Annotated in this window: 24 protein-coding genes and 1 pseudogene; 9 read left to right on the top strand and 16 right to left on the bottom strand. The window is 57.8% G+C overall.

Annotated features, from left to right (window positions below; all coding sequences use genetic code 11):
• The first annotated feature begins 77 nt into the window (after window positions 1–77).
• From Q0650_RS10730 to Q0650_RS10715, 4 genes are all read left to right on the top strand, one after another.
• Window positions 78–2267 (top strand): C25 family cysteine peptidase, encoded by a 2190-nt coding sequence (locus tag Q0650_RS10730; protein WP_298818793.1) that lies wholly within the window; start codon window positions 78–80, stop codon window positions 2265–2267.
• Entirely contained in the window at window positions 2264–2989 is a 726-nt protein-coding gene (locus Q0650_RS10725; RefSeq protein ID WP_298818791.1) for a hypothetical protein, read from the top strand. The genes Q0650_RS10730 and Q0650_RS10725 overlap by 4 nt, the downstream gene beginning before the upstream one ends.
• Window positions 2990–3163: 174 nt before the next feature.
• The gene (locus Q0650_RS10720) at window positions 3164–3487 is read left to right on the top strand and encodes a hypothetical protein (protein WP_298818789.1); all 324 of its coding nucleotides are present in this window, start codon (window positions 3164–3166) and stop codon (window positions 3485–3487) included.
• Window positions 3488–3624: 137 nt separating this feature from the next.
• Window positions 3625–4080: a SufE family protein gene (locus Q0650_RS10715; protein ID WP_298818787.1), complete on the top strand. Its 456-nt coding sequence runs from the start codon at window positions 3625–3627 to the stop codon at window positions 4078–4080.
• On the opposite strand, the gene Q0650_RS10710 is transcribed toward Q0650_RS10715, so the two are convergent.
• A complete protein-coding gene (locus Q0650_RS10710; RefSeq protein ID WP_298818785.1) occupies window positions 4077–4274 on the bottom strand; it encodes a hypothetical protein in 198 nt (65 codons plus the stop codon). The genes Q0650_RS10715 and Q0650_RS10710 overlap by 4 nt on opposite strands.
• A 237-nt stretch (window positions 4275–4511) precedes the next feature.
• On the opposite strand from Q0650_RS10710, the gene Q0650_RS10705 reads away from it, so the two are divergent.
• On the top strand, window positions 4512–5981 hold the full coding sequence (locus Q0650_RS10705; RefSeq protein WP_298818784.1) for an aldehyde dehydrogenase: 1470 nt from the start codon (window positions 4512–4514) through the stop codon (window positions 5979–5981).
• A gap of 272 nt (window positions 5982–6253) precedes the next feature.
• On the top strand, window positions 6254–7186 hold the full coding sequence (locus Q0650_RS10700) for an MBL fold metallo-hydrolase (protein ID WP_298818782.1): 933 nt from the start codon (window positions 6254–6256) through the stop codon (window positions 7184–7186).
• Between the two features lie 313 nt (window positions 7187–7499).
• Here the strand turns inward: Q0650_RS10700 and Q0650_RS10695 are convergent, their stop codons facing one another.
• The 6 genes from Q0650_RS10695 to Q0650_RS10670 form a co-directional block, all read right to left on the bottom strand.
• Window positions 7500–8690: a M20 family metallopeptidase gene (locus Q0650_RS10695; protein ID WP_298818780.1), complete on the bottom strand. Its 1191-nt coding sequence runs from the start codon at window positions 8688–8690 to the stop codon at window positions 7500–7502.
• Between the two features lie 103 nt (window positions 8691–8793).
• Window positions 8794–10323 carry a PAS domain S-box protein gene (locus Q0650_RS10690; protein WP_298818778.1) on the bottom strand — a complete coding sequence of 510 codons (1530 nt, stop codon included), beginning with the start codon at window positions 10321–10323 and terminating at the stop codon, window positions 8794–8796.
• 285 nt (window positions 10324–10608) lie between these two features.
• Window positions 10609–11325 carry an anti-sigma factor gene (locus Q0650_RS10685; protein WP_298818776.1) on the bottom strand — a complete coding sequence of 239 codons (717 nt, stop codon included), beginning with the start codon at window positions 11323–11325 and terminating at the stop codon, window positions 10609–10611.
• Window positions 11326–11354: 29 nt separating this feature from the next.
• Entirely contained in the window at window positions 11355–11966 is a 612-nt protein-coding gene (locus tag Q0650_RS10680; protein ID WP_298818774.1) for a sigma-70 family RNA polymerase sigma factor, read from the bottom strand.
• A 35-nt stretch (window positions 11967–12001) separates the two neighbouring features.
• Window positions 12002–12850, bottom strand: coding sequence for a dihydrofolate reductase family protein (locus tag Q0650_RS10675; RefSeq protein ID WP_298818772.1), 849 nt, complete (start codon window positions 12848–12850; stop codon window positions 12002–12004).
• An 8-nt stretch (window positions 12851–12858) separates the two neighbouring features.
• The gene (locus tag Q0650_RS10670; protein WP_298818771.1) at window positions 12859–13527 is read right to left on the bottom strand and encodes a phosphatidylserine decarboxylase; all 669 of its coding nucleotides are present in this window, start codon (window positions 13525–13527) and stop codon (window positions 12859–12861) included.
• A gap of 233 nt (window positions 13528–13760) precedes the next feature.
• Here Q0650_RS10670 and Q0650_RS10665 point away from each other — a divergent pair, with 233 nt between their 5' ends.
• Complete coding sequence (locus Q0650_RS10665) at window positions 13761–14162, top strand: cyclic nucleotide-binding/CBS domain-containing protein (RefSeq protein ID WP_298818770.1); 402 nt, start codon at window positions 13761–13763, stop codon at window positions 14160–14162.
• 8 nt (window positions 14163–14170) lie between these two features.
• Here Q0650_RS10665 and Q0650_RS10660 read toward each other — a convergent pair whose 3' ends face one another.
• From Q0650_RS10660 to Q0650_RS10640, 5 genes are all read right to left on the bottom strand, one after another.
• Complete coding sequence (locus Q0650_RS10660; protein ID WP_298818769.1) at window positions 14171–16138, bottom strand: hypothetical protein; 1968 nt, start codon at window positions 16136–16138, stop codon at window positions 14171–14173.
• 14 nt (window positions 16139–16152) lie between these two features.
• Window positions 16153–16533: an EamA family transporter gene (locus tag Q0650_RS10655; protein ID WP_298818767.1), complete on the bottom strand. Its 381-nt coding sequence runs from the start codon at window positions 16531–16533 to the stop codon at window positions 16153–16155.
• Window positions 16534–16571: 38 nt separating this feature from the next.
• Entirely contained in the window at window positions 16572–17183 is a 612-nt protein-coding gene (locus Q0650_RS10650; RefSeq protein ID WP_298818765.1) for a class I SAM-dependent methyltransferase, read from the bottom strand.
• 204 nt (window positions 17184–17387) lie between these two features.
• Window positions 17388–18101 (bottom strand): class I SAM-dependent methyltransferase, encoded by a 714-nt coding sequence (locus Q0650_RS10645; protein ID WP_298818763.1) that lies wholly within the window; start codon window positions 18099–18101, stop codon window positions 17388–17390.
• Between the two features lie 121 nt (window positions 18102–18222).
• Window positions 18223–19227 (bottom strand): fumarylacetoacetate hydrolase family protein, encoded by a 1005-nt coding sequence (locus Q0650_RS10640; protein WP_298818761.1) that lies wholly within the window; start codon window positions 19225–19227, stop codon window positions 18223–18225.
• 442 nt (window positions 19228–19669) lie between these two features.
• Here Q0650_RS10640 and Q0650_RS10635 point away from each other — a divergent pair, with 442 nt between their 5' ends.
• A complete protein-coding gene (locus Q0650_RS10635; protein WP_298818759.1) occupies window positions 19670–20323 on the top strand; it encodes a hypothetical protein in 654 nt (217 codons plus the stop codon).
• Between the two features lie 63 nt (window positions 20324–20386).
• On the opposite strand, the gene Q0650_RS10630 is transcribed toward Q0650_RS10635, so the two are convergent.
• From Q0650_RS10630 to Q0650_RS10620, 3 genes are all read right to left on the bottom strand, one after another.
• Window positions 20387–21151 carry an FHA domain-containing protein gene (locus tag Q0650_RS10630; RefSeq protein ID WP_298818757.1) on the bottom strand — a complete coding sequence of 255 codons (765 nt, stop codon included), beginning with the start codon at window positions 21149–21151 and terminating at the stop codon, window positions 20387–20389.
• 201 nt (window positions 21152–21352) lie between these two features.
• Complete coding sequence (locus tag Q0650_RS10625; protein WP_298818755.1) at window positions 21353–22426, bottom strand: STAS domain-containing protein; 1074 nt, start codon at window positions 22424–22426, stop codon at window positions 21353–21355.
• A 149-nt stretch (window positions 22427–22575) separates the two neighbouring features.
• Window positions 22576–23472 carry a methionyl-tRNA formyltransferase gene (locus Q0650_RS10620; RefSeq protein WP_298818753.1) on the bottom strand — a complete coding sequence of 299 codons (897 nt, stop codon included), beginning with the start codon at window positions 23470–23472 and terminating at the stop codon, window positions 22576–22578.
• A 68-nt stretch (window positions 23473–23540) separates the two neighbouring features.
• Between Q0650_RS10620 and Q0650_RS10615 the strand changes: the two genes are divergently transcribed.
• Entirely contained in the window at window positions 23541–23843 is a 303-nt protein-coding gene (locus Q0650_RS10615) for an oxidative damage protection protein (RefSeq protein WP_298818751.1), read from the top strand.
• Window positions 23844–23849: 6 nt separating this feature from the next.
• Here the strand turns inward: Q0650_RS10615 and Q0650_RS10610 are convergent.
• Window positions 23850–24271, bottom strand: a pseudogene (locus Q0650_RS10610) (phosphoribosylglycinamide synthetase); the annotation flags it as partial.

Raw genomic sequence — 24271 nt, 5'->3', positions numbered from 1 at the left:
GAAGCCCTTCCCTGAATGGATGAGATCAGGTGTTTTCCGAGTAGCTTCGCGTGTTCTACTAACCACAGGACGACATCATGACCGATGAGTGGCTCTATTTCAATGGCATCAACGCGAGCCGCGGTGAGTATGCCCATGAGCCGCTCGCAGTGGATGAACTGGCCCGTCGCATTTTGGGCGATCGACCATCGCCTGACCAGATCGATCCCGATCCCGAGCAGCGCGCTGCGCTGCGCGATCGGTATCTCAGCGATGTTCGCGGTTCGTTTCGCGTCAAAGAAGGGGTTGACCCGACCGATCTAGCCCAGGCCGGCTGGGCGATCATTTTTCCCGCGACGATCAACGCTGCGCCGTTGCGTGAGGCGTTGAGCGAGTTGCTTAACTGGCGGCGGGCACAGGCTGGCCCACGGTATCGTGAATGTGTCGGACCGCAAGGCTACCGTCCAGGGGAGAGTAAAGTTGCGTTTCTGCGCCGCCAGGGTGCAGCGACCAGCGGCCCGGTTGATCCTGATCGCTTCCCCTACTATCTGTTGCTGGTTGGCTCACCCGAAGAGATTCCATTCCGTTTTCAGTATCAGCTCGATGTGCAGTATGCCGTCGGGCGAATTTATTTTGATACGCTGGAAGAATATGCCGCATATGCGCGCAGCGTGACGCAAGCCGAACGCGATGGTAGCCAATTGTCAAAGCGGGTGGTTTTCGCCGGAGTGCAGAATCCCGATGATGTGGCCACCAGCCGCAGCTTGCACGGATTGGTGCAGCCGCTTGTCGCCGAATTGACCGGCCATCCACAGCGTGGTGATTGGTCGTTTGAGTTGATTGCCGGCGCTGCGGCGACAAAAGATCGGTTGACGCAGGCACTGTATCGCGAGCCGCCAGCGTTGCTCTTCACCGCGAGTCACGGCGTTGAGTTCGATCTGTCTGACGCGCGCCAGATTCGCCATCAAGGGGCAATTCTCTGTGCTGATTGGCCTGGCCCGCAGGCATGGCGCCAGCGCGCGCTGCCGCCACAGTTTTATCTGTCTGCCGATGATATTGCCAGCGATGCCGTCTTGACCGGCGCGTTTGTCTTTCAGTTTGCCTGTTTCGGGGCCGGTTGCCCGCGTGAAGACGATTTTCCCCATCTCCGTGGCATCCGCTCAGCGATTGCGTCACAGGCGTTCATTGCCGGCCTGCCGCGCCGGTTGCTGTCATTGCCACGAGGGGGCGCGTTGGCCTTTGTGGGCCATGTTGAACGGGCGTGGACATTTTCGTTTAGTGACTCTCGCGGTGGCAGACAGATCGAGACGTTTAGCAGCGCGCTACGTCGCCTGCTCTTCGCAGGCGCGCCGGTGGGTTATGCGCTGGAGTTTTTCAACGAACGGTACGCCGAGCTGGCTACCGTTTTGACTGAAGATATTGAGAATGCGCGTTGGGGGCAAGCCCCCGATCCGGTTGAGCTGGCAACGCGCTGGACTGAACATAACGATGCGCGAAGCTACATTATCGTCGGTGATCCGGCGACACGACTATGCGCGCGCGCCAGCACCGGGGTAGAGGCCGAAGGCCAGAGGTTGACCGGCGTACCGGTACTAACCACGCCAGCGGTGACGCCAGAGCCAGGATGGGCAGCGTCGGAGCCGAAAGGAACGGCATCGGAGCCGACTACGCCAGTGGTGACGCCAGAGTCGGGAGGAACAGCGTCAGAGTCGACTACGCCAGTGGTGACGCCAGAGTCGGGAGGAACGGCATCGGAGCCGACTACGCCAGCGGTGACGCCAGAGTCACGAGAGACGGCGCCGACAATGCCGGTGGTGAGCGCTGCGGTTCCGGTACTGGCCGGTAGCCTTCCCCCTGAAACGCCGGTCATTCCGGTGACGCTACCGGATGCTGCGGCCAGTTTCGGCCTTTTTGGCAACAAACCGGCGGAGGCTGTGCAGAAACTTACCGAGTCGCTACAACAATTCGGTGAGCGATTGGCCACGACATTGCAACAGGTGATTGCCGATGCCGCTCATCTTGAAGTAGAAACCTACGTTGCTGTTGCGCCTGAAACCATTGACTACCGTCAGGGAGATTTCAGTGGCGCAACCTTGCGCGCTGTCACGCGCATGAGTCTCGATGGCGACACACAGGTATTGGTGCCCGTAAGTGACGAGGGCATTGACGAGCGATTGTGGGCGATTCACGTGAGCATGGTGCAGCAGGCGCAGGCCAATCGGGCCGAAATGGTGCGGGCCATTGCTGCGGCGGTAGCCGGTCTGTTAAGTGCATTGCAAGGTAAATGAGCGCTGGCTTCACGTTGATCGAGCCGTTACCGATGGCAGTTGCGCCACCAGGGCCATGGCAACCGCTGGCAACAGGTGGCGCCTTTGCCTCCGGCGACCAGATGGATGTGATCTGGCAGGCGCATCTGCCATCAGATCTGGCGACGGCGCAAATGGCATTGCGCGCGGCACAGGCGCAACTTGGCGCGCATGAAATAGCTCTAGCGACGGTCGAGCAACGATTGCAACGGCTGGTGAGCGGAACGGTTAGTTTCAGTGTTTCCACGCCGCCGGCTGAGCAAAACCTGCTCAATGTGTTGTCAGCAACGCCGGCGAGCGCCAGTTTCGGTTTGCGTGATGAGATACAGGAGCGCTGGCAAGCGGCACAGGAACAGGTTATTGCGTTGAGCGCGCAGGTTTGGGAAGCATTGACTACGTATGCGACGGTTGAAACCGTGCAGGGTGGCCAATTGATTGGGCGCACACGGATCAACTGGCACGGTGATGCCCGTTCTCTGCTACTGGCCGGGATCGATCTGGCGCAAGCGAGAATGCATCAACAAACGCTGGCGCTGGCATTGCGCTCACGGGCCGGTTTGCTGCGCCTGATCGGGCTGGTTGGGCGGGGCGCGGCGATTGTGGCGAGCATGGTGGCTTCACCGGCAGGCCCGGTTCTGGCCCTGCCCGCAGTCTGGCAATTCGTGCAAGATGTATTGGCTGAAGTGCGGCAACCGGTGGTATGATGCCTGTGTGGGGATGTAGATTGTCGATACACCGGATTTTGTTCGTCGCTCAATATGGGCTATTCCAGTCATAGCATGCGATTGACCGACAACCAGGGCTGGTTGCGCACTGGCGTATCTGCGTCACAGGCATCACCGATCATCGTACCCTGGCTTGAATAGAGGAGTAACTTCATGGCCAGCGAACTGGAAAACTCGATCCGTAGCGCAGCAGCGAAGGTTGCGGCGTATGTCGCCGATGCAGCCGTGATGGAGGTCAAAACATCGTATGTTGTAGTCGGGGCAACAACTGGCCCCGATACAGCCCGCCCGGCAGCCAGGACTGTGATCCGGCTGGATGGCGACTGCGAAGCGACGGTGCCAATGCGGGAAGGTCCAGGTGGCGTGCTTGAGGTTGACAGCGGCTTATTCGAGATCCATCAGGCGAATGTTGCGACTGCTACCGAATACCGGGCGCGGGTACTGGGGGCATTGATCGGTCTGTTACAACGCCGGTAATCCAATGGTGATCGGTAGTGGAATGAAGTGGATCTGACGTGCCGGCTCTGTCAATCTCGTTGTAAAGGGCGCAAGTGTGTGCCCAAAATGAAGGTTATTCTCTCTGCAACTACTGTCTTTGTATTTGAGCATAGCATATGAGCAATCAAACCTTTATTCCGACCAAACTGGCCGAAATTGCGGCTGAGTTTGGCAAAGCGAGTCGCGAGGAAAAGCTAGAGCTATTGTTGGAGTTTTCCGAGCAGTTGCCGCCATTGCCGCCAGAATTGCGCGACCATCGCGGAATGGAACAGGTGCATGAATGTATGTCGCCGGTGTTTGTGACTGCGCTGCGCGACGGCGATCGCATCATGTACCACATCGACGTGCCGCCAGAGGCGCCGACAATCCGCGGTTTTGCCGCTATCCTGCGCGCGGGCCTGAACGGATTGACCCCCGCGCAAGTGCTGGCAGTCTCAGGCGATTTTATTCTCCAAATGGGGTTGCATCAGGTGCTTAGCCCGCAACGGTTGAACGGGATCGGCGCGTTGCTGGCTTACATGAAACGGCAGGCGATGCGCCTGCTCGAACAAGAGCAAGCAGGCGCAGTCTAGACGCGAGCGTTGCGCAACGCTTGCGCAATTGTATTGAAGACGACTGCGGGCCGGCGACCATCGGCGATGCCAAGCCGGTAGAGCAATGCGCGGCGATAGACATGCGGCGAATCGTGGACAAGCCGGCAACGGCGCCGGTGGCCGCCGCAGGTTGAGCTGGTGGTTGTCCTGGATGAAAAGAGCTGAGTGATCATTTGAAGTCTCCACCAATTGTGCTATTGCTCACAATCTTACTATAGAAGGCGCGATGCACTTCGTCAAGCCGGAAAACAGTGACATATCGTTGACAAAAATTGTGACTACGCTTGACAGCATACAGGTTTTGCATAACCGGATTGCAACCGTCAACGTAGCAGTAACTGTATTGTTGTGATCCGTTATGATAGTGATATACCCGGTCAATAATCAGCAATGTGAAACGAGGAGGTTTCATGCCAGCAATGCTCATTAACGGTCAGTGGCAGGCGGCGGCACAGGGTGAGGTTTTTCCGGTTCACAATCCGGCAACCGAAGAGGTCATCGATTATGTGCCACGCGCAACGGCTGCCGACGCCGAGCAGGCGATGATTGCTGCCGAACGAGCCTTTCGCGAATGGCGGCGCGTAACTGCGCATGATAAGGCCCATGCTCTGCACGAGATTGCCCATAAAATGCGCGCGCATGCGGAAGAACTGGCTACGCTGTTGACCCTGGAAGGTGGTAAGCCGCTGGTAGAAAACCGTGATGAAATTGGCTGGTGCGCTGCCTGTTTCGATTACTACGCTGAGTTGCAACGTAATACCCGTGGACGTGTCATTCCGTCGGTTGAACCGACGCAACTGGCGATGGTGTTGAAAGAGCCGTATGGCGTGGTTGCCGCTATCGTGCCGTGGAATTATCCGTTATTGCTGATGTCGTGGAAGGTAGCGCCAGCGCTGGCTGCCGGCAATACGGTAGTGCTCAAACCGAGCGAAATGACGCCACTGGCCACGCTCCGTTTTGCTGAATTGTGTTGCGATCACTTGCCTCCCGGCGTGCTTAACATCCTGACCGGATTTGGTGATGTTGGTCGTGAGCTGGTGGTCAGCCCGCGCACGCAGATGATCGCTTTTACCGGTAGCTTTGCCACCGGACGCGAAATTGCCCGCCTGGCTGCCGACCGAGTCAAGAAGACCCACCTCGAACTGGGTGGGAAAGATGCCTTTATCGTTGCCGAAGACGCCGATCTTGACGTGGCTGTGCCCGGCGTGGCGTGGGCAGCACTGCTTAATGCCGGGCAGGTTTGCACCAGCACCGAGCGGGTATACGTGCATGAATCGATTGCCCGCCCCTTTACCGAACGGTTGGTTGAATTTGTCCGCTCGCTGCGGCTAGGGCCGGGGATGAATCCTGATACCGACATCGGCCCGCTGATCGGCGAAAAGTACCGGGCGAAAGTTGAAGACCACGTTGAGGAGGCGCGGGCGCGCGGCGCGACGATCCTTACCGGTGGTCGCCGTCCGCCCCAGTTTGATCGCGGCTTTTTCTACGAGCCGACGATCTTGACCAATGTTGATCATAGTTTCCGCATTATGCGTGAAGAGACTTTCGGGCCGACCATTCCGATAATGACCTACCGTACCTTCGATGAAGCCATTGAACTGGTCAACGATTGCGATTACGGGCTGGGCGCCAATCTGTACACCAACGATCCCCGCAAGGTTAAGCAGTATTACGAAGAGGTCAAGGCCGGTACCTGTTGGGTGAACGATCCGCTCACCGATAACGATGCCGGGCCGTTTGGCGGGATGAAGTTTAGCGGCGGCGCCCGCGAATTGGGTGAAGAGGGTTTGGAAGAGTTTCTGGAGACCAAGCATGTCCACTGGGATTTCACTATGGCGCGCAAGCCATGGTGGTATCCGTATGGCCGGCAGTCGTCGTGAGCGATGATGTGACCGGCCTGAATGAGCGATCTTTATTGGAGCAGGGTTCTGAGTAGCAGAGCTGACACGCGAGCAGGTGTGGTGTGGTGGCAGTTGCAAGGCCGCTCGTTGAATATGGCGTTCCAGCCGGTGATTTGCGCTGCCACCATAGCGGCGGGTAGTGGCGCTGGGCGCATCAACGCTCGAAACGCAGCGCATTATAATGACAGCGAGTCGCGTCTCTGCTCGTATTGGGTTAATCTGTTTGGATGGAAAGGCTGTCTCAAGCGCGTATGGAACTCTACCCCACGCCCCGCGATGTTGCTTTGATCGATGTCTATCACCTCGGTCGTCCGCACGTCATTAGTGCCTTCTTGCTCCTTGGCGAAGCGCCGGCGCTGGTCGATCCTGGGCCGGCCAGCACTTTGCCCGCGCTGAAGGCCGGTCTCGATGCATATGGGCTGACAGTAGCCGATCTACGCGCTGTTGTGTTAACTCATATTCACCTCGATCATGCTGGCGCAACCGGGTTGATCGCGGCTGAAAATCCCGATCTGGTTGTGCATGTCCACGAGCGCGGCGCGCCACATTTGATCGATCCGTCACGGCTACTTGGCAGTGCCGGTCAACTGTATGGCGATCGGATGGCAACCCTGTGGGGTGATGTGCGTCCGGTGGCTTCCGAACGGATTCGGGTTTATACCGGCGGCGAAACGCTCCGCCTCAACGGTCATCTGCTGCGCGCTTTCGACGCTCCCGGGCATGCCAAACACCATCTGGTCTGGTTTGATGAGTCGAATGGAGCCGCCTTTGTCGGTGACAATACTGGCGTGCGATTGCCTGGGGTGCGAATGACTCGACCGGCGACTCCTCCGCCGGATGTTGATCTGGTTGCCTGGCAGCGCACGCACGATCTGATCGAGCAGCTTCATCCGCAATGGCTCTGTCTTACCCACTTTGGGGCGTATAGCGATGTTGACTTTCATCTCACCGATGCCCGGTTGCGTTTGCAGCAGTGGGCTGAGATTGTGCGACAGAGTCTTCTTTCTGGTCACGATGAAGCAACCGGAGTTGCTGCGCTTGAGGCGGCACTGGCCAGTGAGGCGGCGCATCTGTCGCCGGCAGAGCAGGCTGCGATCATCCAGCAGACCGGCCCACTCACATTGAGCTGGCGCGGGTTGGCGCGTTACTGGCAGAAGTTCGGCAATCTGGGCGCGGCTTCATAATCCGGCGTGGTGAGCTGTTTTCACAAGTGTTTCAGCAGATACACCCGAGTTTCCGTTCAACAACAGATGAGTGACGTTGCGGGGCGACACAGCGTATCTCCCCGCGTTAAAATCTGATCACGACGCGCGTTGATGAGCGTGAACACGGGCGCGACCTGGCGGCTGATCATTCAGGCCATCCCAAGGCATGACAAAGAAAAAAGCTCCGGTGCGTTGTTGTAACGCGCCGGAGCAAAACCGGATAGCAGCGTTGCGACCAGTAACATAGCGGAATGGTGTCACTGCCTCGCAACATGAAGTGTTCAGTATCTGGTTATAACGTTACCTCACCGCGCAAAAAGCGCAGAGCAGTTTCGGCCAGAATAGCGGTACCGATTGGCAGCGCGCGCTCATCGATATCGAAGATTGGCGTATGATGGCCGCGCACAATCCCATCATCGATGGCTGCCCCTAGCATCAACATTGCGCCGGGAGCCTGTCTGGTCATATACGCAAAATCCTCTGCGCCCATCCCGGTGCGCGATGTATCGATGGCATCGGGGCCAAGAAATGCACTGGCGACATTACTCATCCACCCCGCGACTCGCTCATCGTTCCAGCCTGCCGGGTAGCCGCGGGTGATCTTCACCTCGGCGCTGCCGCCGAATGCTTCTGCGACGGCGAACGCTCGTTCCACTTCGCGGGCCAGTTTGGCGCGCACCTCTTCGCTAAAGCTGCGCAGGGTACCCTGGATAAAAATCTCGCTTGGAATCACATTCGAAGCGTGACCGCCGCGCACCGTGCCAACGCTCAGAATTGCCGGCTCCATTGGATTAATCAGGCGAGCGCGAATGCCAAACAGGGCATTGAGCACGTGCGACAGCATAAAGACGGGATCGGTGCCCAGATGCGGGTAAGCGCCGTGACCACCGGTGCCGCGAATGTAACCCTTGAAGTCATCGACTGCCGCCGAAGTCCAGCCACCGCGGATAGTTACCTGCCCGACCGGCAGTGTCGAATCGACGTGGAGGGCGATCACGGCATCAACTCCTTCTAGCGCGCCCTCTTCAACCATCCGCAAGCCGCCGCTCTTCACCTCATCGTCCCATCCCTCTTCAGAGGGTTGAAAGAGAAACCGTACCCGCCCACGCAAGTTCTCAGCGGCGAAGCGTTCGCGTAGCAGGTGAGCAGCGCCGAGCAGCATTGCAGTATGGGCGTCGTGACCACAGGCATGCATCACGCCGGGATTGGTTGAGGCGTATTCGACGCGATTCTCTTCCTGTATTGGCAGCGCATCCATATCAGCCCGGATCGCGATCACCGGCCCGTCGCCATCACCTAATTCGCCGATCACCCCGGTCTTGGCGATGCCGGTAGTGACCTTAATCCCGCCAATTTCGTGTAGTGTATCGGCGACAAGGGCGGCAGTGCGGCGTTCCTGGAAACCAAGTTCCGGGTGAGCGTGAATATCGCGGCGGATGCGCACAATCTCATCCGCCAGCGCCTGGGCGCGTTCGAGCATCATTCTTCTGTCTCCTTGCTACTGATCGCGACACAATGCGTACCACTGTATCAACCAGTGATTGCCGGTGAGGTATGGCCGGGTAGCGCTTCGGCTCGCGCGCAGCTTATGCTGTGCGCCTGCCACGCATACGGCTCTGTGTTTGTTGCTTCAATGCATAACTGATACCGTCTTGCAACGAGGCTAGCGCGCGAATATGGCTTAGATCCAAACCCAGGCCAACGATCGTCTGCGCTACCTCAGGTCGGATCCCGGTAAGCAATACCTCGGCGCCGAGCAGTCGCACAGCCTGCGCTGAACGCAACAGGGTATTGGCAACCTGAGTATCGACGACCGGCACGCCAGTGATGTCAAGAATGACGATGTGCGCGCCAGTTGTATTAACCCCTTCAAGCAATGTCTCAATGACCTGTTGGGCGCGCATACTGTCAATGCTGCCGATCAGCGGCATCGCAATCACGCCCTGAATAATGGGCACGATTGGCGTGCTCAATTCGCGTAGCGCTGCCTGTTGGGCGGCGATAATGCGTTCGTTGAGCGCCTGTCGTTCTTCAGCGGCCTGCCGTTCGGCGGTTACATCGCTGATAAAACCCTCGATAGCGGTAAGTTTCCCATTATCATCAAATACGCCGGAACCACGTTCCCACACCCAACGAATGCTGCCATCAGCGTGACGGATCCGATAGGTGACTTCATATGGTCGCTGCTGATGTATTGCAGTCAAGATGCTTTCATGCACGACCTGATAATCTTCGGGCAAAATCAATTCAGAAAAACGGCGACGTGGCGGTTGTTGATCAACGGATAAGAAATCACTGACAGGATAACCGGTTACGTCCGATACGCCAGCGCTGAGGAATTCGGCAATCCAGCCTTGCTCAGTTTTAGGAATCCGGTAGGCAATCCCCGGCAGATTACGGATCAAACTGTCGAGCCGGCGCTGACTCTCGCGCAACGCCTCTTCAGCGCGAATTTGTTCGGTGATGTCTTCGGTCTGCGACAGCCACCCGGCTACCCGGCCATCAGGGTGGTACAGCACAGCGTTATACCATTGACAAATGATTATGCGCCCATCTTTGGTCACATTGGCATTGCGACTATTCGCCGCCTGACCACTCAGCAGCGCATTCACGATCCCTTCAACGTGTTCGCGAGCAATGTTCGGCACCAGCAACTCAATCGCATGTTTTCCAATCGCTTCCTCGGCGCTCCAGCCAAAAATGCGCTCAGCCGCCGGATTCCAGCGGGTGATGATGCCGTGCTCATCAGCTTCCAGGGTTGCCAGCGGTGAAGTGCGAAAACTCTGTTCGAGGCGCTGATTGAGCATGTGCTCGCGACGCAGAAGCGACTCTTCCTCTCGGATCAATATCTGTTGAGCCGCGGCAATAATATCAGCGATTGGCCCGGCGGCTGCCGGATTGTCGGCAAGGAGCTGCGTGGCCCGCCGACGGGTAGTATCGAGTCGGGTAAACTCAACCACTATTGATTGGCCGTTACAAACCAGTGTGAGCAAGTGATCAGGACTATTGGTACTCAATGCTTCAGCTAATGCGATCAAGAGAGGGCGCTGATCGGCGGGCACTGATGGAATCCGCGCGCGCAGTGCATCGGCAATGGCAAGCTGTGTTGTGCTCATACTGGCATGTTCCTATCGCCGAAAAGAGGTGTTGCGCAATGATGTTCAAGTATACCACATAGGTGACTATACCACATAGGTGACGATTGGTGATAAGGCAAGTAATTTTCGCCCTGCCTGTAGATGTTCCGGCTGGTGGCATAGCGTGTCGCCGTACCAGGCTAGTTGACAGTCTGGTACGGCAACATCTGTCAGCGCAGATTGGCAAATACGTTACGTTGGGCTGTCAACTCATGTTCCCATCCGACGAGCCACACTGCTCGCCGCCACTGACGAGACATGTCCTCATTCCGCATTTCGTCGCATCCACCAGATACCGGCTGCAATTGCGAGCAGCAGTACCAATCCGATGACCAGGGGCAGTGGCGGGCCGGTTGGAGGACTGTCTGTCGTCTGGCGTTGCGCTTCTGGCGGCGGGCCGGCCTGCCCGCCAGCGCCAGTTGCTGATAGATTGCTGGCATGCTCGCCGTTTGATGGCGCTGTGAGCGCCTCAATGCTCTCGCCAGTCGCCGATGGATTGCGCTGAGCCGACTCGGCAACTGCGGCCATTGGCAAATCGGCGGTAACGGTTGGTTCTTCAAGCGGAACGGCGGCTGCCGCAGCGGGAGGGTTGGTTGGCGCCGCCATGGCCTGTGATTGATTGTCAAGCGTTGACCGGGTGCTCAATCCAATCACTTGCCAGCCGATCAACATAACTACGACGAGCGCAACCAATCCACTCAATGGTTGCAACCAGGCCGGGAGTGTAAACGCGCGCCGGCGAGCGCTCACCATTTCGGGGGTCAGCGTAAACGAGCGCGGTGGCGCGACCCACGGCTGATCACGCAACAGATCGCGGGTTGCGCGCAGCTCGGCCAGTTCACGGCGTAGCGTCGGATCACCGGCCAGGCGTCGTTCGAGCGTCGCGCGTTCGGCCAGTGTGAGCTGGTTGTCTATGTAAGCCGAGAGCAATTCTCGATCGCGCTCGGGCAATTCTGATTGGGAGGTGGGCGATGTTGTCATTGATCGTTCATCTGGCTATCAGCCGGGTATCATCGTGCAGTATTTGACTCATCATCTAGACGGAATTTTAACGGCAAGAGTTCCCCTGCCCGCAATATATCGCGCAATTTGGCGCGCGCCCGACTCAGGCGCGATTTCACCGTGCCGAGCTGCACGCCAGTAATCTGAGCGATCTCTTCGTATGTTAAACCCTGAATATCGCTCAGCACGATCACGATTCGCTGATCCTCTGGCAAGGCAGCCAATCCGTGCTGAATCGCTGCGCTCAGCTCTTGCCGTATGACAACGTCATCCAGACTTTCCCCTGGATCGGCGACATCCGTTCGGCCACCCTCATCTTCATCATCACTGCTATTCAACGAGACAGATGGCCGGCGCTGGCGTGCGCGTAACACATCGTAGCAGGCGTTAGTGGCAATCCGCAGTAGCCAGGACTTCAATAAACCACCGCGAAAGTTGCGAATATTACGAAAGGCGGCAATAAACACTTCTTGGGTGGTGTCGGCAGCAGTATCGACATCGCCCAGCATACGGTAGCAGAGGTTATAGACGCGAGTTTCGTACAGCCGCACGATCTGGTTGAACGCATCAAGATCGCCCGCTTGCGCTGCGCTGATTAGTCGTTGTTCTTCATTTGCCATGCAGTCGCTCGTCTTTCAGGCCAGCCTGCGCTCTATTATACCGCCTCGGCGGCAGGGTCAAAGACCAGTTGGGCGCGCTGGAAGAGAAAATCGCTGACACGACGCAGGCTGATCAGGCGGAGACGAGGTGGATGTTGCGGAGGGAAGCCGGTTCCTTCCACCAGGCCAGGACGCGCTGGCGCAGGCGGGGTCGGATTGCCAACGATAATCGGGCTGATAGTCAGGAAGACTTCATCGATCAGGCGCGTGGCTAGCAGGGTGCCATAGGTGCGACCGCCACCTTCGCTTAGCATTGTGCGAATCCCGTAATGCTGGCGCAAGGTGACAAAGGCGTCGGCCAGATCGATCTGGCCATCGGCCCCAACCAGGCAGATGAGCTGGGGATAGCGGGCCTGAGCGCGCTCGGCGCCAGACGCAGTCGTAATGAGAAACAGTGCGCGCGGTAAGGTTAGCGCAGTTGCCACCGGCAATTCACCGCTGGCAGAGAGTATCGCCAGCGCCGGTAATGGAGGGCGATCTTCGGCGGCGCGCAATGCGGCGAAAGCTGACCAGTCTACCAGTTCGCCCGGCTCCCAGCGATGACGGCGCGCGGCGCGTAGTGTGCTCGCGCCGAGTAGAATGGCGTCGGCGCGGGCGCGGACGACTTCCATCAGCCAGTGATCGTAACGATTGCCGCGACTGATCGCGTTACCGCCGTTCCATCCCGGCTGGTTGAAAGCGATTCGGCCATCGTGCGACACGACGAAATTTGTCCATACAGCCGGTCTCGATTCGGGGATCGTCGGTAAGCGCCAGTCACCCTGATAGATGGCGCGAATCTCAGCCGGCAGCCCTGGGCCGTGATTGGGTTCCTCTTCAAACAAGAGCGAAAACGGCTGCATCATGCGCCAGATCAGGCTACCACTGCGCCTAACCGGCTCTGAGCGGCCAGCATGCGATCGCCTGGCAATACCTGCGGCTCGATCACATCGCGCTGAATGTAAAGATCAACCTGGCCGCCGAAGCGAACGCTGGCAATGCGCATACCGGGTGTCAGAGTGGCGCCCTGGCTGGTTTCGCAGCGTAGCCAGCGTCCAAGTGGCGCTGCAATAATTGAGAGCAACACTGGGCCCCAGATCGTCTCGATTCCGATATACAGTCGCTCGTTGCGTTCGGGGGCCTGGGGATCGCGCAATGGACGATGGTCGCCACTGATCTGTTCAAGGTATGCGACCCGTCCGGCCACCGGCGCGCGACAGATTGGCACATCGAGCGGGCCGATAACGGTAGTCAGGCGCAAGCAATCGCTGTGTACGAAGCGATGTTCGTACACTTCGCGCACACCCTGGATATGACCATCGGCAACTGCGAAGACGGCGCGCGGCTCGTCGGGTGGGATGCGACGCGGATTGCGGAAAAGTGCCGCTGCCAGCGCTGTGAGCGCCAGGGTAGCTGGCGCCAGGCGGGGGCGCAGACCGAGCGCAAGACCGGTCAGCCCTAAACCGATGCCAACGACAGCCGTCGCTTCGGCATCAAAACCGGGGAGAGCAGGTTGACGCTGATTGGTTGTCGGCTCTGGCATACGAATACCCGACAGAACGTTTGCCGCTACACGATACCTCGATTCTAGCATGAATGAGCGGCCTGCGCAAACGGGTGTTACCGGCAGCGCCTGGCGCAGTTGGTTGTGACTCCGGTGAGTATGATCCAACTTACACTGGTGATATTCCCGTATTGACGCATTGTGTCAGATTGATTACACTATGGTAATCATAAGCTGTTCGGTAAAGATTTGTGTCGTGAAAGGAAGGCCCTATGGAGCGGACGGTTGGCGAGGTGATGCATGTTGGTGTGTTAACCTGCCGGCGCGAGACCCCGATCCAGGATGTCGCTCGCCAGATGTCGGAGCAGGACGTTAGCGCGCTGGTGGTCGTTGATGATGAAGGGTATATGGTGGGGCTGGTCTCGCGCACCGATCTGGTGAATGCGCGTCTGTATGAACAGTACTGGAAGCATTGGCGCGGTCTGACTGCCGGCCACATTATGATCACCGATGTGGTGTCGGTCACGCCGCAAGATACGCTTCAGCATGCCAGCCGCCTGATGATGGAACGTCGGATCCATCGCGTTGTGGTGGTGGAACCGGGCGAAAAGGGCCTCCGCCCGATTGGCGTTCTCTCGGTCACTGATGTGGTGCGTGACATTGCCAACGAGTAGGGTATTGACTAGTGCAGGTAGTCCCTGATCTGCCCGATCCACAATCCTGCCCCCTGCGCTACTATTGCGGCGAACCAGCCGGTTGCGGCCAGACGGCCCCAGCCGGCTTGTTGGGCAAGATGGTCGAGAGCGATGCCGGCAGTTATGCACCAGGCGGGGTAGAGGAAGAGCGCCCAGCGTAACCCTTGATCGGCTACCAGCAGCAGCGCGAGACTGGTGAGTGCGCCTCCCCACCACGCGCTGACCAGCCAGCGCAACCGGCTGGCAGTTGGGTGAGGCGCTCGCCATAGGAGCCAGAGGCCGATAAGATTGGCAATCGCCAGCCCTATCGGGATGGACAGGCTGCGCCGCTGTGGTGGTTGAAGTCCCGCCAGCGCTTTCATTGTGTCGGCGATAATCTGTATTAGCGCTTGTCCACCAATGGCGCCTTGCCCACTCCGGTTGCCGATCAATGCAATGTAGACAGGGGTGGTATACATAATTAGCATTGCCAGGGCAATGCCGCCAGCAGCCGCGATGAAGAGTCGAAATGGCGAAACCACCATCGGAGGTTGTCGCCAGGCCAGAACCCAGCTCCAGCCGATCAGTAGACCGAATCCCAGCGTAACCCCGGAATGTGCCATCAAGCCGGCAGCAATGGCCAGGGCTAACCCTCCAAGCTGCAATCGTGTGCCTGTCCTGGCTGCGGCTCCGGCGCTTAACCCGATCAAAGCCGGCAGAATTAAGGCCTGTCCGCCAATATTGGCTAGCTCGCCGATGGTGAGTGCTTCGAGCGATTGCGTCGCCATGACGTAGCACGCTGCGCCCAGAAGCGCTGCGCGCTCACTAAACCCTCCTTGCCTGATCCACCACCAGATCGCAATACAGAAAAGGCTGTCGAGCGCAACTGCCGTGATTGTAACCAGCAGTCGTCTACTGACAAAATCATCGCCGTACAAGAGTTGGAAAGGGAGCGCGAGCAGGTAGAATCCGGCAGGGTAGGGCGCCAGGCCGCCGCCGGCTTCAGACGGAAGACCGGCGGTGAGGTAGACATGACCCAATCCCAGCCGCAGCAGGTTGTTAGCGTGAAAGCCGGCGTCACTGCTGATCGCATGTGGATGCAGTAACCCGGCCAGCCTGACCAGAATGGCCAGCAGCGCGATCGCGATTGCCTGCCGCCAGGCCACCTGACGCGGCCAGCGCAGCGCCAGGATGACGCCAATGGTCGCTGTCGCCAGGGTCAGTAAGGCCAGGTGCGGCATCAACAACCCAAATGCCGGTCGCGCCAACCAGATTGCCGCCAATGCCGTCAGGCCGCCGCCGCCGATGAGCGCCAATCCCCACCGCGATGGTAACGCAACTGCGCGTCCCCATATCCAGGCTGCCGCCAGGGTCACTCCGATCCAACCCAACTGTCCCCAGTCGGGCGAACGCCAGCCGTTAACAGTCTGCACACGCACAGCGCGCAAAACAAAGCCAAGTGCGCGCGGGTCGTTGCTAACCTGAAACGGCTCACTGCGCATTGTCAGACGCACCGTTCCCTCAGCGGGGACGAGAATGGTATATCGACGCGCAGACGAGGCCGGTAGCTCAAGCTGAAATAGTGGCCAATGACCCGCTTGCCATGCCGACAGCGTTGGCGCACCGTCGGGCCGTCCACCCTGCGCGCGCACCGTGATCAACCAGTGTCCGCCACCAAGGCCGGGGAGGGTGAGCGTGCTCTCTGGTTGTGTCCAGCGGTAAGGATCGCGCGCGCCGGGCAATTCCCACCATGCCGCTACGGCTGGATCGGCTGGTTCGGCGGCATGCACTCCCTGCAGGAACGGCGTATCGTCTTCCCGCCGGCGCGTGATCGGATCACCGCCAACCGCGAGTTGCACGGTTAGCGGGATCTGATAGGCTAACCCGCAACCGATCAGGATCAATCCCAACGCGAGCAGAGCGGGTAACCATTCATCGCGCGCTACGATCATCGCCAGGCGACGGAAATAAGGCATAGTTTGCGTCGTAATTATGATTTCCCGCTCCCCCAGGTAATCACGATCACCCCAATTACGATGATCAGTGCGCCGACCAGTCGCATCAACGTAACCGGCTCATTCAACAACACTCGCGAAGGGATCAGGATAATCACGTAGTTGAGCGCCAGGAGCGGGTAGGCAAACGAAAGATCAACGCGCGAGATGACGCCTAGCCAGAAGATGGCGCCACCAAAGACGAGGCCGAACCCCAAAAGAACGCGCCAGTCGGTAAAGGTAGTCCAGAGCACCTGCGGGTTGAGCGAGAAGGCGCCAACTTTTGCAGTCACTTCATTCATGCCGATCTTGAGCAGCACTTCGCCGGTGACGGTGAGAGCGCTGGCTGTGATCAAGAGGGTGAGAACCAGCAACATAGTCGGTACTTTTTGTGAAAAGGAGAAAAACGGTTTCATCATGGTCGTCGGCGTAGGACATACACTGCGTAATCGCAAATTCCCGAACGGAGATGGTAGTTGCGCGTAATATCGAACCCATTACCAAACATGGCCTGATAATCGCCATCGCGGCGAATATAGCCCCCGCGATCAAGCGCATGCATCAAGTGCCCGAGTGGATTCTGTCCTGGCGGTGGTGGCGTATCCTCCATAACCAGCACCGTCGCGCCTGGTCGCATCACCCGGTAAACCTCATTCATCACAACGCGCGCAGTGGCATCGGGCAGGTGGTGCAACACGCCGAGAATCAGACCGGCGTCAAACGTCTGCGAAGCGAAGGGTAACGATTCACCATGTGCAGCAACGTATGTGCCTGGTCGGCGCTTGACAGCAAAGCGGATGTAAGTGAGCGATGGATCGACGCCGACGTATCGTTGAGGCGGGAAATCAGCGGCAAATTCACCTGTGCCACAACCGAGGTCGAGAAACCGGCGACGATCGCCATGCCATGGGCGTAGTTCGCGGGCAATCGCCAGATGTTCACCCGTGAAACCGGCTTCGACCAGCCAGCGTAGCCAGTTCCATAGTTCAGGGGTAGCGCTCAGGCGGTTGAGGATGGGATTGAACATACAGATAACCAGTATTCATCAGATGAGCGGTGACGCGCTGTAAGAGGCTCCATATTATTGAACAATGTCACACCCTTTGATTATATGCGGGAATAGCGTTGCAGAGATACACCTTGGGTGTGACTTGATTAAGTGTTGATTGATTCCGCTGACACCCCCTATCTGGATCAACCGACATCACCGGTTGTAATGCTCTCGGTTCTGTCACTTGCGGGCCAGCGCGATAACCGACAGGCCAAACGGCAATCTGCCGCCACGAGCGATTACTGCCGCTTCCAACATCATGGGCAACCGCAATGCGGCGTTCATTGGCGACGCCGGTAGTTCCATCGCCGAACTGTTGCTCGATTCTGGCAGCAGACGTTCGAGCAGGCGCAGGGTGGCCGAAAGCGGGAAGAGTAAAGTTAGCGCATAGGTCAGGTGTTCAATCGTAAAACCACTCTTGCGGAGCAGTTGAGCCAGTTCGCTCGCGGTGTAACGGTGACGAGTATGAACCTGGCGGTCGTGACGCGAACGCAGCCATTCGTAGGCAGGCAATCTGATCAGTAGCCGCCCGTTGGCGCGCAAAACCCGTCGCACTTCAGCTAATGCCTGCTGTTCATCGATGACGGCCCGATGGTACAAGACATCGAATGAGGTGACCAGATCGAAGCTCTGATCAGCAAACGGCAATTGCATGACCGAACCGCGCGCTAACCGACCAGGAATTCGCTCACGAGCCAGACAGAGGGCTTCGGTGGCCAGATCAAGGCCGACAACGTCGCCGTAACGACGCAGGCAGAGCGCATCGCCGCCGGTGCCGCAGCCGGCGTCGAGAATGCGTAGATCGCGGCGATTGCCGAAGGCGCGGTTGAGGAGAGCGGTATTAATTGCGCGCATACCACCATACCACCAGTGCCGCAGCTCAACCGCTGCCATTGTTGTGTACTCATTCTTTTCCATAGCCGGGCGGACTATACCAGATGGCGGGCAAGCTGGCAAGTGATACGTTCGGAGGTAGCCACCAGTAGGGTTATCCAGCAAAGAAACGATAATGATGTTATTCAGACATCAAATCAATTGGTGAGCGCAGGTGACCCAGTTCGGTACATTCGATAATTACTTCATCGCCGGGGTTTAACCAGGGGCCATCAGCGCCGTTGAGATCGAGCAGACAACCGCCGTCGGCTACGCCACTTACAAAGACTTCGCCAGGGTAGAGAGTGGTATCACGACTGGCGAAGGCGATCAACTCGCCGAACGAAAACCGCATCAACGCTGTATTGTAACGGCTGATTTCGCGCCCATTAATGACGAGCCGCAGGGTAAGCATAAGGCGACCATCATCATCGCGGTAATATTCCAGTTCATCGGATGTCACCAGCCATGGCCCCAACGATGTGGCGAAATCGCGTGGCCGGAGCGAGGCCAGCAATGGATCACGAATCGCCCAGGCATTGACCAGGAAATAGCCGGCGATACAGGCATCGGCTTCTTCAACTGGAATATTGCGTCCACCACGGCCAATTACGCATCCCAACGCCATGCCGCAGTCGAGCAAGCCGGACTCTGGCAACTCAACCGACTCATCAGGGCCATAGATAGTCGTATGGCCGGCAAAGCGAAAGGCGGGAAACCGCTGATGGCCCACCCAGTAGCCGGCGGCCTGACGTAAAGCTGAAGTTTGCTCGCTGACCAGCGCATCGAACTCGCGTAACGAGACAACTTGCGGCAACGGCGCGACAAGTCGTACCTGATGAATTGGCACCATCAGGGCGGTATCGCCAATCGTCAGGCCTGCCTGCCAGTCAAATCCATCGAGCGGTGTTTCAGTCGGATCCTCTCCACCTATGACGTTCACCACTGCCTGTACGATGTCAGCCGCCGCCGCCAGGTTAACATCGGGATGATCGCCGCGCAGAATAGTAAGCATATCCCACGGCGCTTCAGCAGCATCTTCACTGATGAGGGGCGCTGCTGCCGCCAGATCGATAATCGTTTCGCCGAGCAGAGCGCCGGCTCGCGCCGCGCCGCCGGAGGGTGAAATGAAGCTAAGCAGGCGCATGGTATCTCCTTCCCGGCATATCGTAAAGTGTTGGCGCTTTATAGTCTACCCCGATTCTTGTGCTGCGAGTCAGTCAATCATCCATGTTGACCGGCCCGCTCTGCGTCTTTCTCCTTATCCCGTTGTTCTTGCCGTCGCGATGGGGAATATGATGGCTGGGAGCGCGTTGCCAGAGAGAGCGGGTGAGGATAGGTGGATGGTGTGTTGTGGGGTTGACGTAGGGGCAATGCACGCATCGCCCCCCAGGACGCCGCGCGCATCGCCCCCACCCCCTGCAACCGAAGGATGGTTCAGGTCGAACAGAAGGATTGCTCAAAAATGCACACATCTACGCCATAAATTGCCCCCGTTTCCTCTAGGCAAGTCCCGTTAGACATGGTAAGATATTGCATATAAACAAGTCTTGTACACTGCAATCAAAAACAAATGGAGTACTATCGTTATGGAGTACGAGCTGACCGAACAACGCACCCTCAGTCGTCTGGATCTGTATATCCTGCTCTACTGGTTGATCTCGTTGATCATAGGGATTCCCCTGCTGGGCGATTGGTTAAGGAGTTGGAACGTACCGGCAACACTGGCGAATCCCTGGTTTGTAGTCTTTCTGCTGGGTAGCTTTGCATTCAGTCAGGTGTTGTATGTGCTGGTGGCTCGCCATGATGACCGTCCGTTTCTCTGGGGACCAACTATTATCTTCAGTATTGGCAACGGCGTGATTGAAACGTTTGCGTTCGCCGCCGTTTATCGCATCGGGGCCTGGATTGGCGATGGTCTGGCGACACTGTTCTGGCCAGCACTGGTTGGATCGCTCGGTTTTGCAATCGGGTTTACTGCCTTTGTAATCTATGGCGGTGTGATCCACGGCATGTTTTGGTTGCAACAACTGCCTCCCCACCTTGACGACTCTCCGCGTTCGATGCGGATCCGCAAGCTGCGTCCGCTGGCCGAGATGGCGCTGGTGTTGGGCTGGAGTCTCTGTTTTTATCTCTACCAGGATATTTGGACTGTTATCTTCATTCATATTCTGGTCGATCTTGGTTTGATGCTGCGGGTGCGACCGCCGGTCTTCCTGGGCGCTAGCCGGCGAGCTGGTTGATCGCATTTGTGTGGTTGCGCGCCAGTCGTGCTCTGTTGCATCAGGTGGGTTTGGGTCTGGTGATTAGTTCTTCATCAGACGCATACGAACTGTTGCCCCTAACCAGAGGTCTTGATCTGTATCGATCAAGAAGGGTAAGTGTGGGCGTAGTCGGCGTCGCACCGGCCCGTTAAAGACTCCAGATGGACTGGCCAGATCGACGATTTGGGCTGTCTCTTTGTTCAAGATGAGTTGCGCATGGCGGAGCGCAATGTCCGGGGCCAGAACTATTAGATGACAGGCCGGATCGCTGCCAATGGTGAGGATACCATCGGGCAGGCTGATTGTTCGTTCGCCTTGCTCGTCATAGATCACAGCGCGCCAGCCGATGGTAGTCGGTGATGTCGTTGATACATTCACTCTTCGCGTTGGTTGCCGGATTAGTTTGATACCTAGTAATCCGGTACCTATCAGTCCAAGCCCCAGTATGCCGATGAGCCATGTCGGTTGTTCTGGCGTGGCAACGACCAGAGTGGCGCTTTGACCACAAGCATATACCAGTGCTGCCGATGGTAAGGGATGGCTAAACTGCGCGCGCCAATAACCGGGCGCGTAGGAAGTGATTGCCTGTGGGCGCTGTGGTGGCGCTTCATCAACCCATACTGTTGTGTCGTCTGGTCGGTAATGGCAACCAATAAGCAGCGCCCACGCCGCTGACGAGATTCGTTCGACGCCGAGAATGAGGGGCATTGGAGTGTATGAGGGAGCAGGAGGGATACTTGCAGCGGCTGTTAACGCTGGCCATATGATGATCAGCATCAGCAGGATTAAGAGGGGTTGGCGGCGCATAACGATCTCCTCGCGCGGTACAGCTCTCATCATGTAAACCGCGCGAGATGGGGAAACGTTGCGCATTGTGAGCGGATTTTGGTCAAAAAGGCGTCATCCCGCGCGCCATGTCGTCAGGAGTCGCTTTGCTGGTGGGCGATGGCCGATTTTCAGGCGTGAGCATTGCCCTGCGCGCCCTGTCGCCAGGAGCCGCGCTATTGCCTATTTCATGAGACGCATCAGCGCATCTTGCGGTGATCGGGCGGTAGTGATAGTGGTCATATCAACCCCTAACGCAGTAATCGTCTGCGCCATCGTCGGAGAGATACCGGTTATCACTGTCTCGCACCCGATTAGCCGTAGCGCCTGCGCCGTTTGCAAGAGATGTCTGGCGGCTGCGGTATCGAAAGCCGGTACGCCGGCCACATCGATAACAACCACGCGCGCGCGGCGGGCGCTTACGGTCTTGAGCAATCTGTCTGTCAGCGTTGCGGCGCGTTGATTGTCGATTTGACCGACAATCGGCGCCAGTAACACATCGGCGGCAATTTCAACGGTTGGTGTTTCTAGTGATTGCACCAGTGTCCGTAGCATCTGCTCGGTGGCCTGGAGTTGAGTTGCTTGCTGTTCCAGTTGCGCTGCATGCTCTTCGGCGCTGCGGGCATGCATGCGCGCTCGCGCTGCTTCGCTCGTCGCCTGGTGGGCGAGTCCCTCTAGCCGTTGCAACAGGTAGAGCGATGGCGCCAGAGCCAGGGCTGTGCTGGCAAGGTAGAGACTGATCGCAGATGTCCAATCGGCAATAGTGCTTTGTGAAACCAGTATTGCAGGCGACACAAAGCTTGCATTGCTGGTAATGTAGAGCGCTGCGGTGCTCAACATCGCAATCAGTGACAGGATGAGTGTAGTAAGCGCTCCCCACCGACCAAAATAGATGAGCGCCAGCAGACAAACTCCGATCCAGATTAGCCGGCCACTGCCGATCAGCCCAAAGAAGACGAGCAAAAAGGTTGCTATTGCCCCTAAGATCGTGATGAGTAAGAGCGCGCGAACAGTTAAGTTGAGCTGTCGCATAAGGGCGACGGCAACAATCATGGCGTAAGTCAGGGTGTACACACCAATGTAAGGCAATGCCTGCTCGCCCATGACATTGTAGTCAGACCATGATCCAGCTACCAGGGCCAGACCACCCAGCGCCACGAGTACCCACGACAGGTTGTTGAGGATTTGCAGTCGCCACTGTGCAATGACCTGATCGGAAGCAGGCGCAATTTGAACAGTGGGTTGTACGCTCTCCATGACGTTATCTCCGTGAAGAGGTAGTGTTATGACTTGCGTCAGTGAAGAAGGATCGATGCTGCGAGTCATCATTTTTACTGATCAGCAGTTGTTCCGGCAATTGTATCATCAGGGGTGAAAGGTTGACAATAGGTGTCGTTCAGCGCCGCTTATTGCCGGGTCGGTAAGCTGCCAATCAGCGCGCCATCACTTAGTTGCAATGCAACCTGATCGTCGTTGAACATAATCGGTGCCGCAAGGCGCATTCCAGGCTGGCACGCGATAACATCGACGATTGCCAGTGTCTGACCATTAGCGGCGGTGAATGTAAACGGACGCCCCCATTCGGCGATGGCGCGCGCGAAGGCGTAAGCTCGCTGTACCGGCCAATCGGCGCTGAAGGTGAAGTCTTCCTCCCGCGGTGTGGGTAAGAAGCTGCCGGCGGTTGTTTGCGGTTGTGGCTGCCATCCCGGTGTTTGCAAATCGGTCAGCGCCTTGGGTAACATCTGGGCTGCTTGTTGTCCTGCCAACTGCTCCAGGATACTCAACCGCTCTCCTGCCGGAAGTTCAAACCACTCCTGACAGACAATCGGCCCGTGGTCGAATTCTTCGTCCATCAGGTGTAATGTCATTGCTGTGCGCGTCCAGCCCAACCGCAGTGCCCAAAAGAGCGGTTCTGGCCCCCGTAGTTCCGGTAATGGTGAGGGGTGCAGGTTCAGAAAGCCGTAGCGCGGTACTGGCAGGAGTTCACGCGGGATTCGCCAAGGCCAGCAAGCAACAACAGCCAGATCAACCGCTTGTTGATGAAGCAGCGTTGCCAGCATCGGCATGCCATCTCTACTCACGGCAATGCGGGGAATACCGGCGCGTTCGGCGAGCACAGTCAATGTCTCCGGCATTACAATCTCTCGTTGCGGTGATGGTGTCGCCAGTGGAAAGACGGTCAGCGCCGGCATCCCCCTCGGTGCCGGGAATACCACTCCAACCACCTGAACCGGTAATGCCGGTAGACTATGCCAGACTGCCAGCGCCAGAGGCCCCGGTATTGCAAACAGGATGATTCGCATGAAGCTCCTTTTCTTTCGGGTATAATAAATAACGATGTCACCAGATTGTACACATGAAAGAAGTGTCTATGCCCCGCATGGTGAATTGTGTAAAGCTTGGGCGTGAGCTGCCCGGCCTCGATAAGCCACCCTTCCCCGGCCCGCTCGGCCAGCGTATTTACGAGCATGTCTCGGCGCAGGCCTGGCGTTTGTGGCCGCAACAAGCGACGCTCATCATCAATCATTACGGTTTGAGTTTGGGCGATCCCAACGCGCAGCAGATCCTGATGAAGGCAATGGAAGAATTCTTCTTCGGCGAAAATGCGCGCATGCCGGAAGGTTGGACTCCGCCGTCGGCTGCGCCGGCAAAGGGGGGGCCGCGCCGCAAATGATGTTTCCTAGGCGGTTGTCGTCATTAGCGGGATCGCCGGCATAATGGTAAACCGTAGACAGGCGTGCGCGGCTCGTAGTGCCGCTTCGACTGTTGCCGGATCGGGGCCACGCGCGAAGATGAAGCCGAGATAGCTGTTGCCTTCCGGTAACGGTACCAGTGGGTAATTGATCGGCGCAGTGATTTCTACTGCCTCGACGCCGGGAATAGCCTCGGCTGCCGCAATGCCATCCACGCTGCGCAAGATGCCGGCCTGCGGGATCGGGATCATCATCACCCCGCCAGCCTGACCAGTCTGACTCAGCGATTCGATAGGCAATCCGGCAGCCTGGCGCAAGATCAATTCTTCAAGAGGAGTATCGCTGCCAAATCGTAATGTGCGCGAGCACAGGCCACCGATGCTGCGGTTCGCCAGTTCGATCATCCACG

Source organism: uncultured Chloroflexus sp. (assembly GCF_937129525.1).
In the GTDB taxonomy this organism is placed as follows: Bacteria; Chloroflexota; Chloroflexia; order Chloroflexales; family Chloroflexaceae; genus Chloroflexus.
This window is presented reverse-complemented; position numbering and strand designations above follow the sequence as displayed.

Coding starts and splice junctions, on each gene's coding strand:
- Q0650_RS10730 (WP_298818793.1), top strand. CDS start 78: ATGACCGATGAGTGGCTCTATTTCAATGGCATCAACGCGAGCCGCGGT.
- Q0650_RS10725 (WP_298818791.1), top strand. CDS start 2,264: ATGAGCGCTGGCTTCACGTTGATCGAGCCGTTACCGATGGCAGTTGCG.
- Q0650_RS10720 (WP_298818789.1), top strand. CDS start 3,164: ATGGCCAGCGAACTGGAAAACTCGATCCGTAGCGCAGCAGCGAAGGTT.
- Q0650_RS10715 (WP_298818787.1), top strand. CDS start 3,625: ATGAGCAATCAAACCTTTATTCCGACCAAACTGGCCGAAATTGCGGCT.
- Q0650_RS10710 (WP_298818785.1), bottom strand. CDS start 4,274: ATGATCACTCAGCTCTTTTCATCCAGGACAACCACCAGCTCAACCTGC.
- Q0650_RS10705 (WP_298818784.1), top strand. CDS start 4,512: ATGCCAGCAATGCTCATTAACGGTCAGTGGCAGGCGGCGGCACAGGGT.
- Q0650_RS10700 (WP_298818782.1), top strand. CDS start 6,254: ATGGAACTCTACCCCACGCCCCGCGATGTTGCTTTGATCGATGTCTAT.
- Q0650_RS10695 (WP_298818780.1), bottom strand. CDS start 8,690: ATGATGCTCGAACGCGCCCAGGCGCTGGCGGATGAGATTGTGCGCATC.
- Q0650_RS10690 (WP_298818778.1), bottom strand. CDS start 10,323: ATGAGCACAACACAGCTTGCCATTGCCGATGCACTGCGCGCGCGGATT.
- Q0650_RS10685 (WP_298818776.1), bottom strand. CDS start 11,325: ATGACAACATCGCCCACCTCCCAATCAGAATTGCCCGAGCGCGATCGA.
- Q0650_RS10680 (WP_298818774.1), bottom strand. CDS start 11,966: ATGGCAAATGAAGAACAACGACTAATCAGCGCAGCGCAAGCGGGCGAT.
- Q0650_RS10675 (WP_298818772.1), bottom strand. CDS start 12,850: ATGATGCAGCCGTTTTCGCTCTTGTTTGAAGAGGAACCCAATCACGGC.
- Q0650_RS10670 (WP_298818771.1), bottom strand. CDS start 13,527: ATGCCAGAGCCGACAACCAATCAGCGTCAACCTGCTCTCCCCGGTTTT.
- Q0650_RS10665 (WP_298818770.1), top strand. CDS start 13,761: ATGGAGCGGACGGTTGGCGAGGTGATGCATGTTGGTGTGTTAACCTGC.
- Q0650_RS10660 (WP_298818769.1), bottom strand. CDS start 16,138: ATGCCTTATTTCCGTCGCCTGGCGATGATCGTAGCGCGCGATGAATGG.
- Q0650_RS10655 (WP_298818767.1), bottom strand. CDS start 16,533: ATGTTGCTGGTTCTCACCCTCTTGATCACAGCCAGCGCTCTCACCGTC.
- Q0650_RS10650 (WP_298818765.1), bottom strand. CDS start 17,183: ATGTTCAATCCCATCCTCAACCGCCTGAGCGCTACCCCTGAACTATGG.
- Q0650_RS10645 (WP_298818763.1), bottom strand. CDS start 18,101: ATGGCAGCGGTTGAGCTGCGGCACTGGTGGTATGGTGGTATGCGCGCA.
- Q0650_RS10640 (WP_298818761.1), bottom strand. CDS start 19,227: ATGCGCCTGCTTAGCTTCATTTCACCCTCCGGCGGCGCGGCGCGAGCC.
- Q0650_RS10635 (WP_298818759.1), top strand. CDS start 19,670: ATGGAGTACGAGCTGACCGAACAACGCACCCTCAGTCGTCTGGATCTG.
- Q0650_RS10630 (WP_298818757.1), bottom strand. CDS start 21,151: ATGCGCCGCCAACCCCTCTTAATCCTGCTGATGCTGATCATCATATGG.
- Q0650_RS10625 (WP_298818755.1), bottom strand. CDS start 22,426: ATGGAGAGCGTACAACCCACTGTTCAAATTGCGCCTGCTTCCGATCAG.
- Q0650_RS10620 (WP_298818753.1), bottom strand. CDS start 23,472: ATGCGAATCATCCTGTTTGCAATACCGGGGCCTCTGGCGCTGGCAGTC.
- Q0650_RS10615 (WP_298818751.1), top strand. CDS start 23,541: ATGCCCCGCATGGTGAATTGTGTAAAGCTTGGGCGTGAGCTGCCCGGC.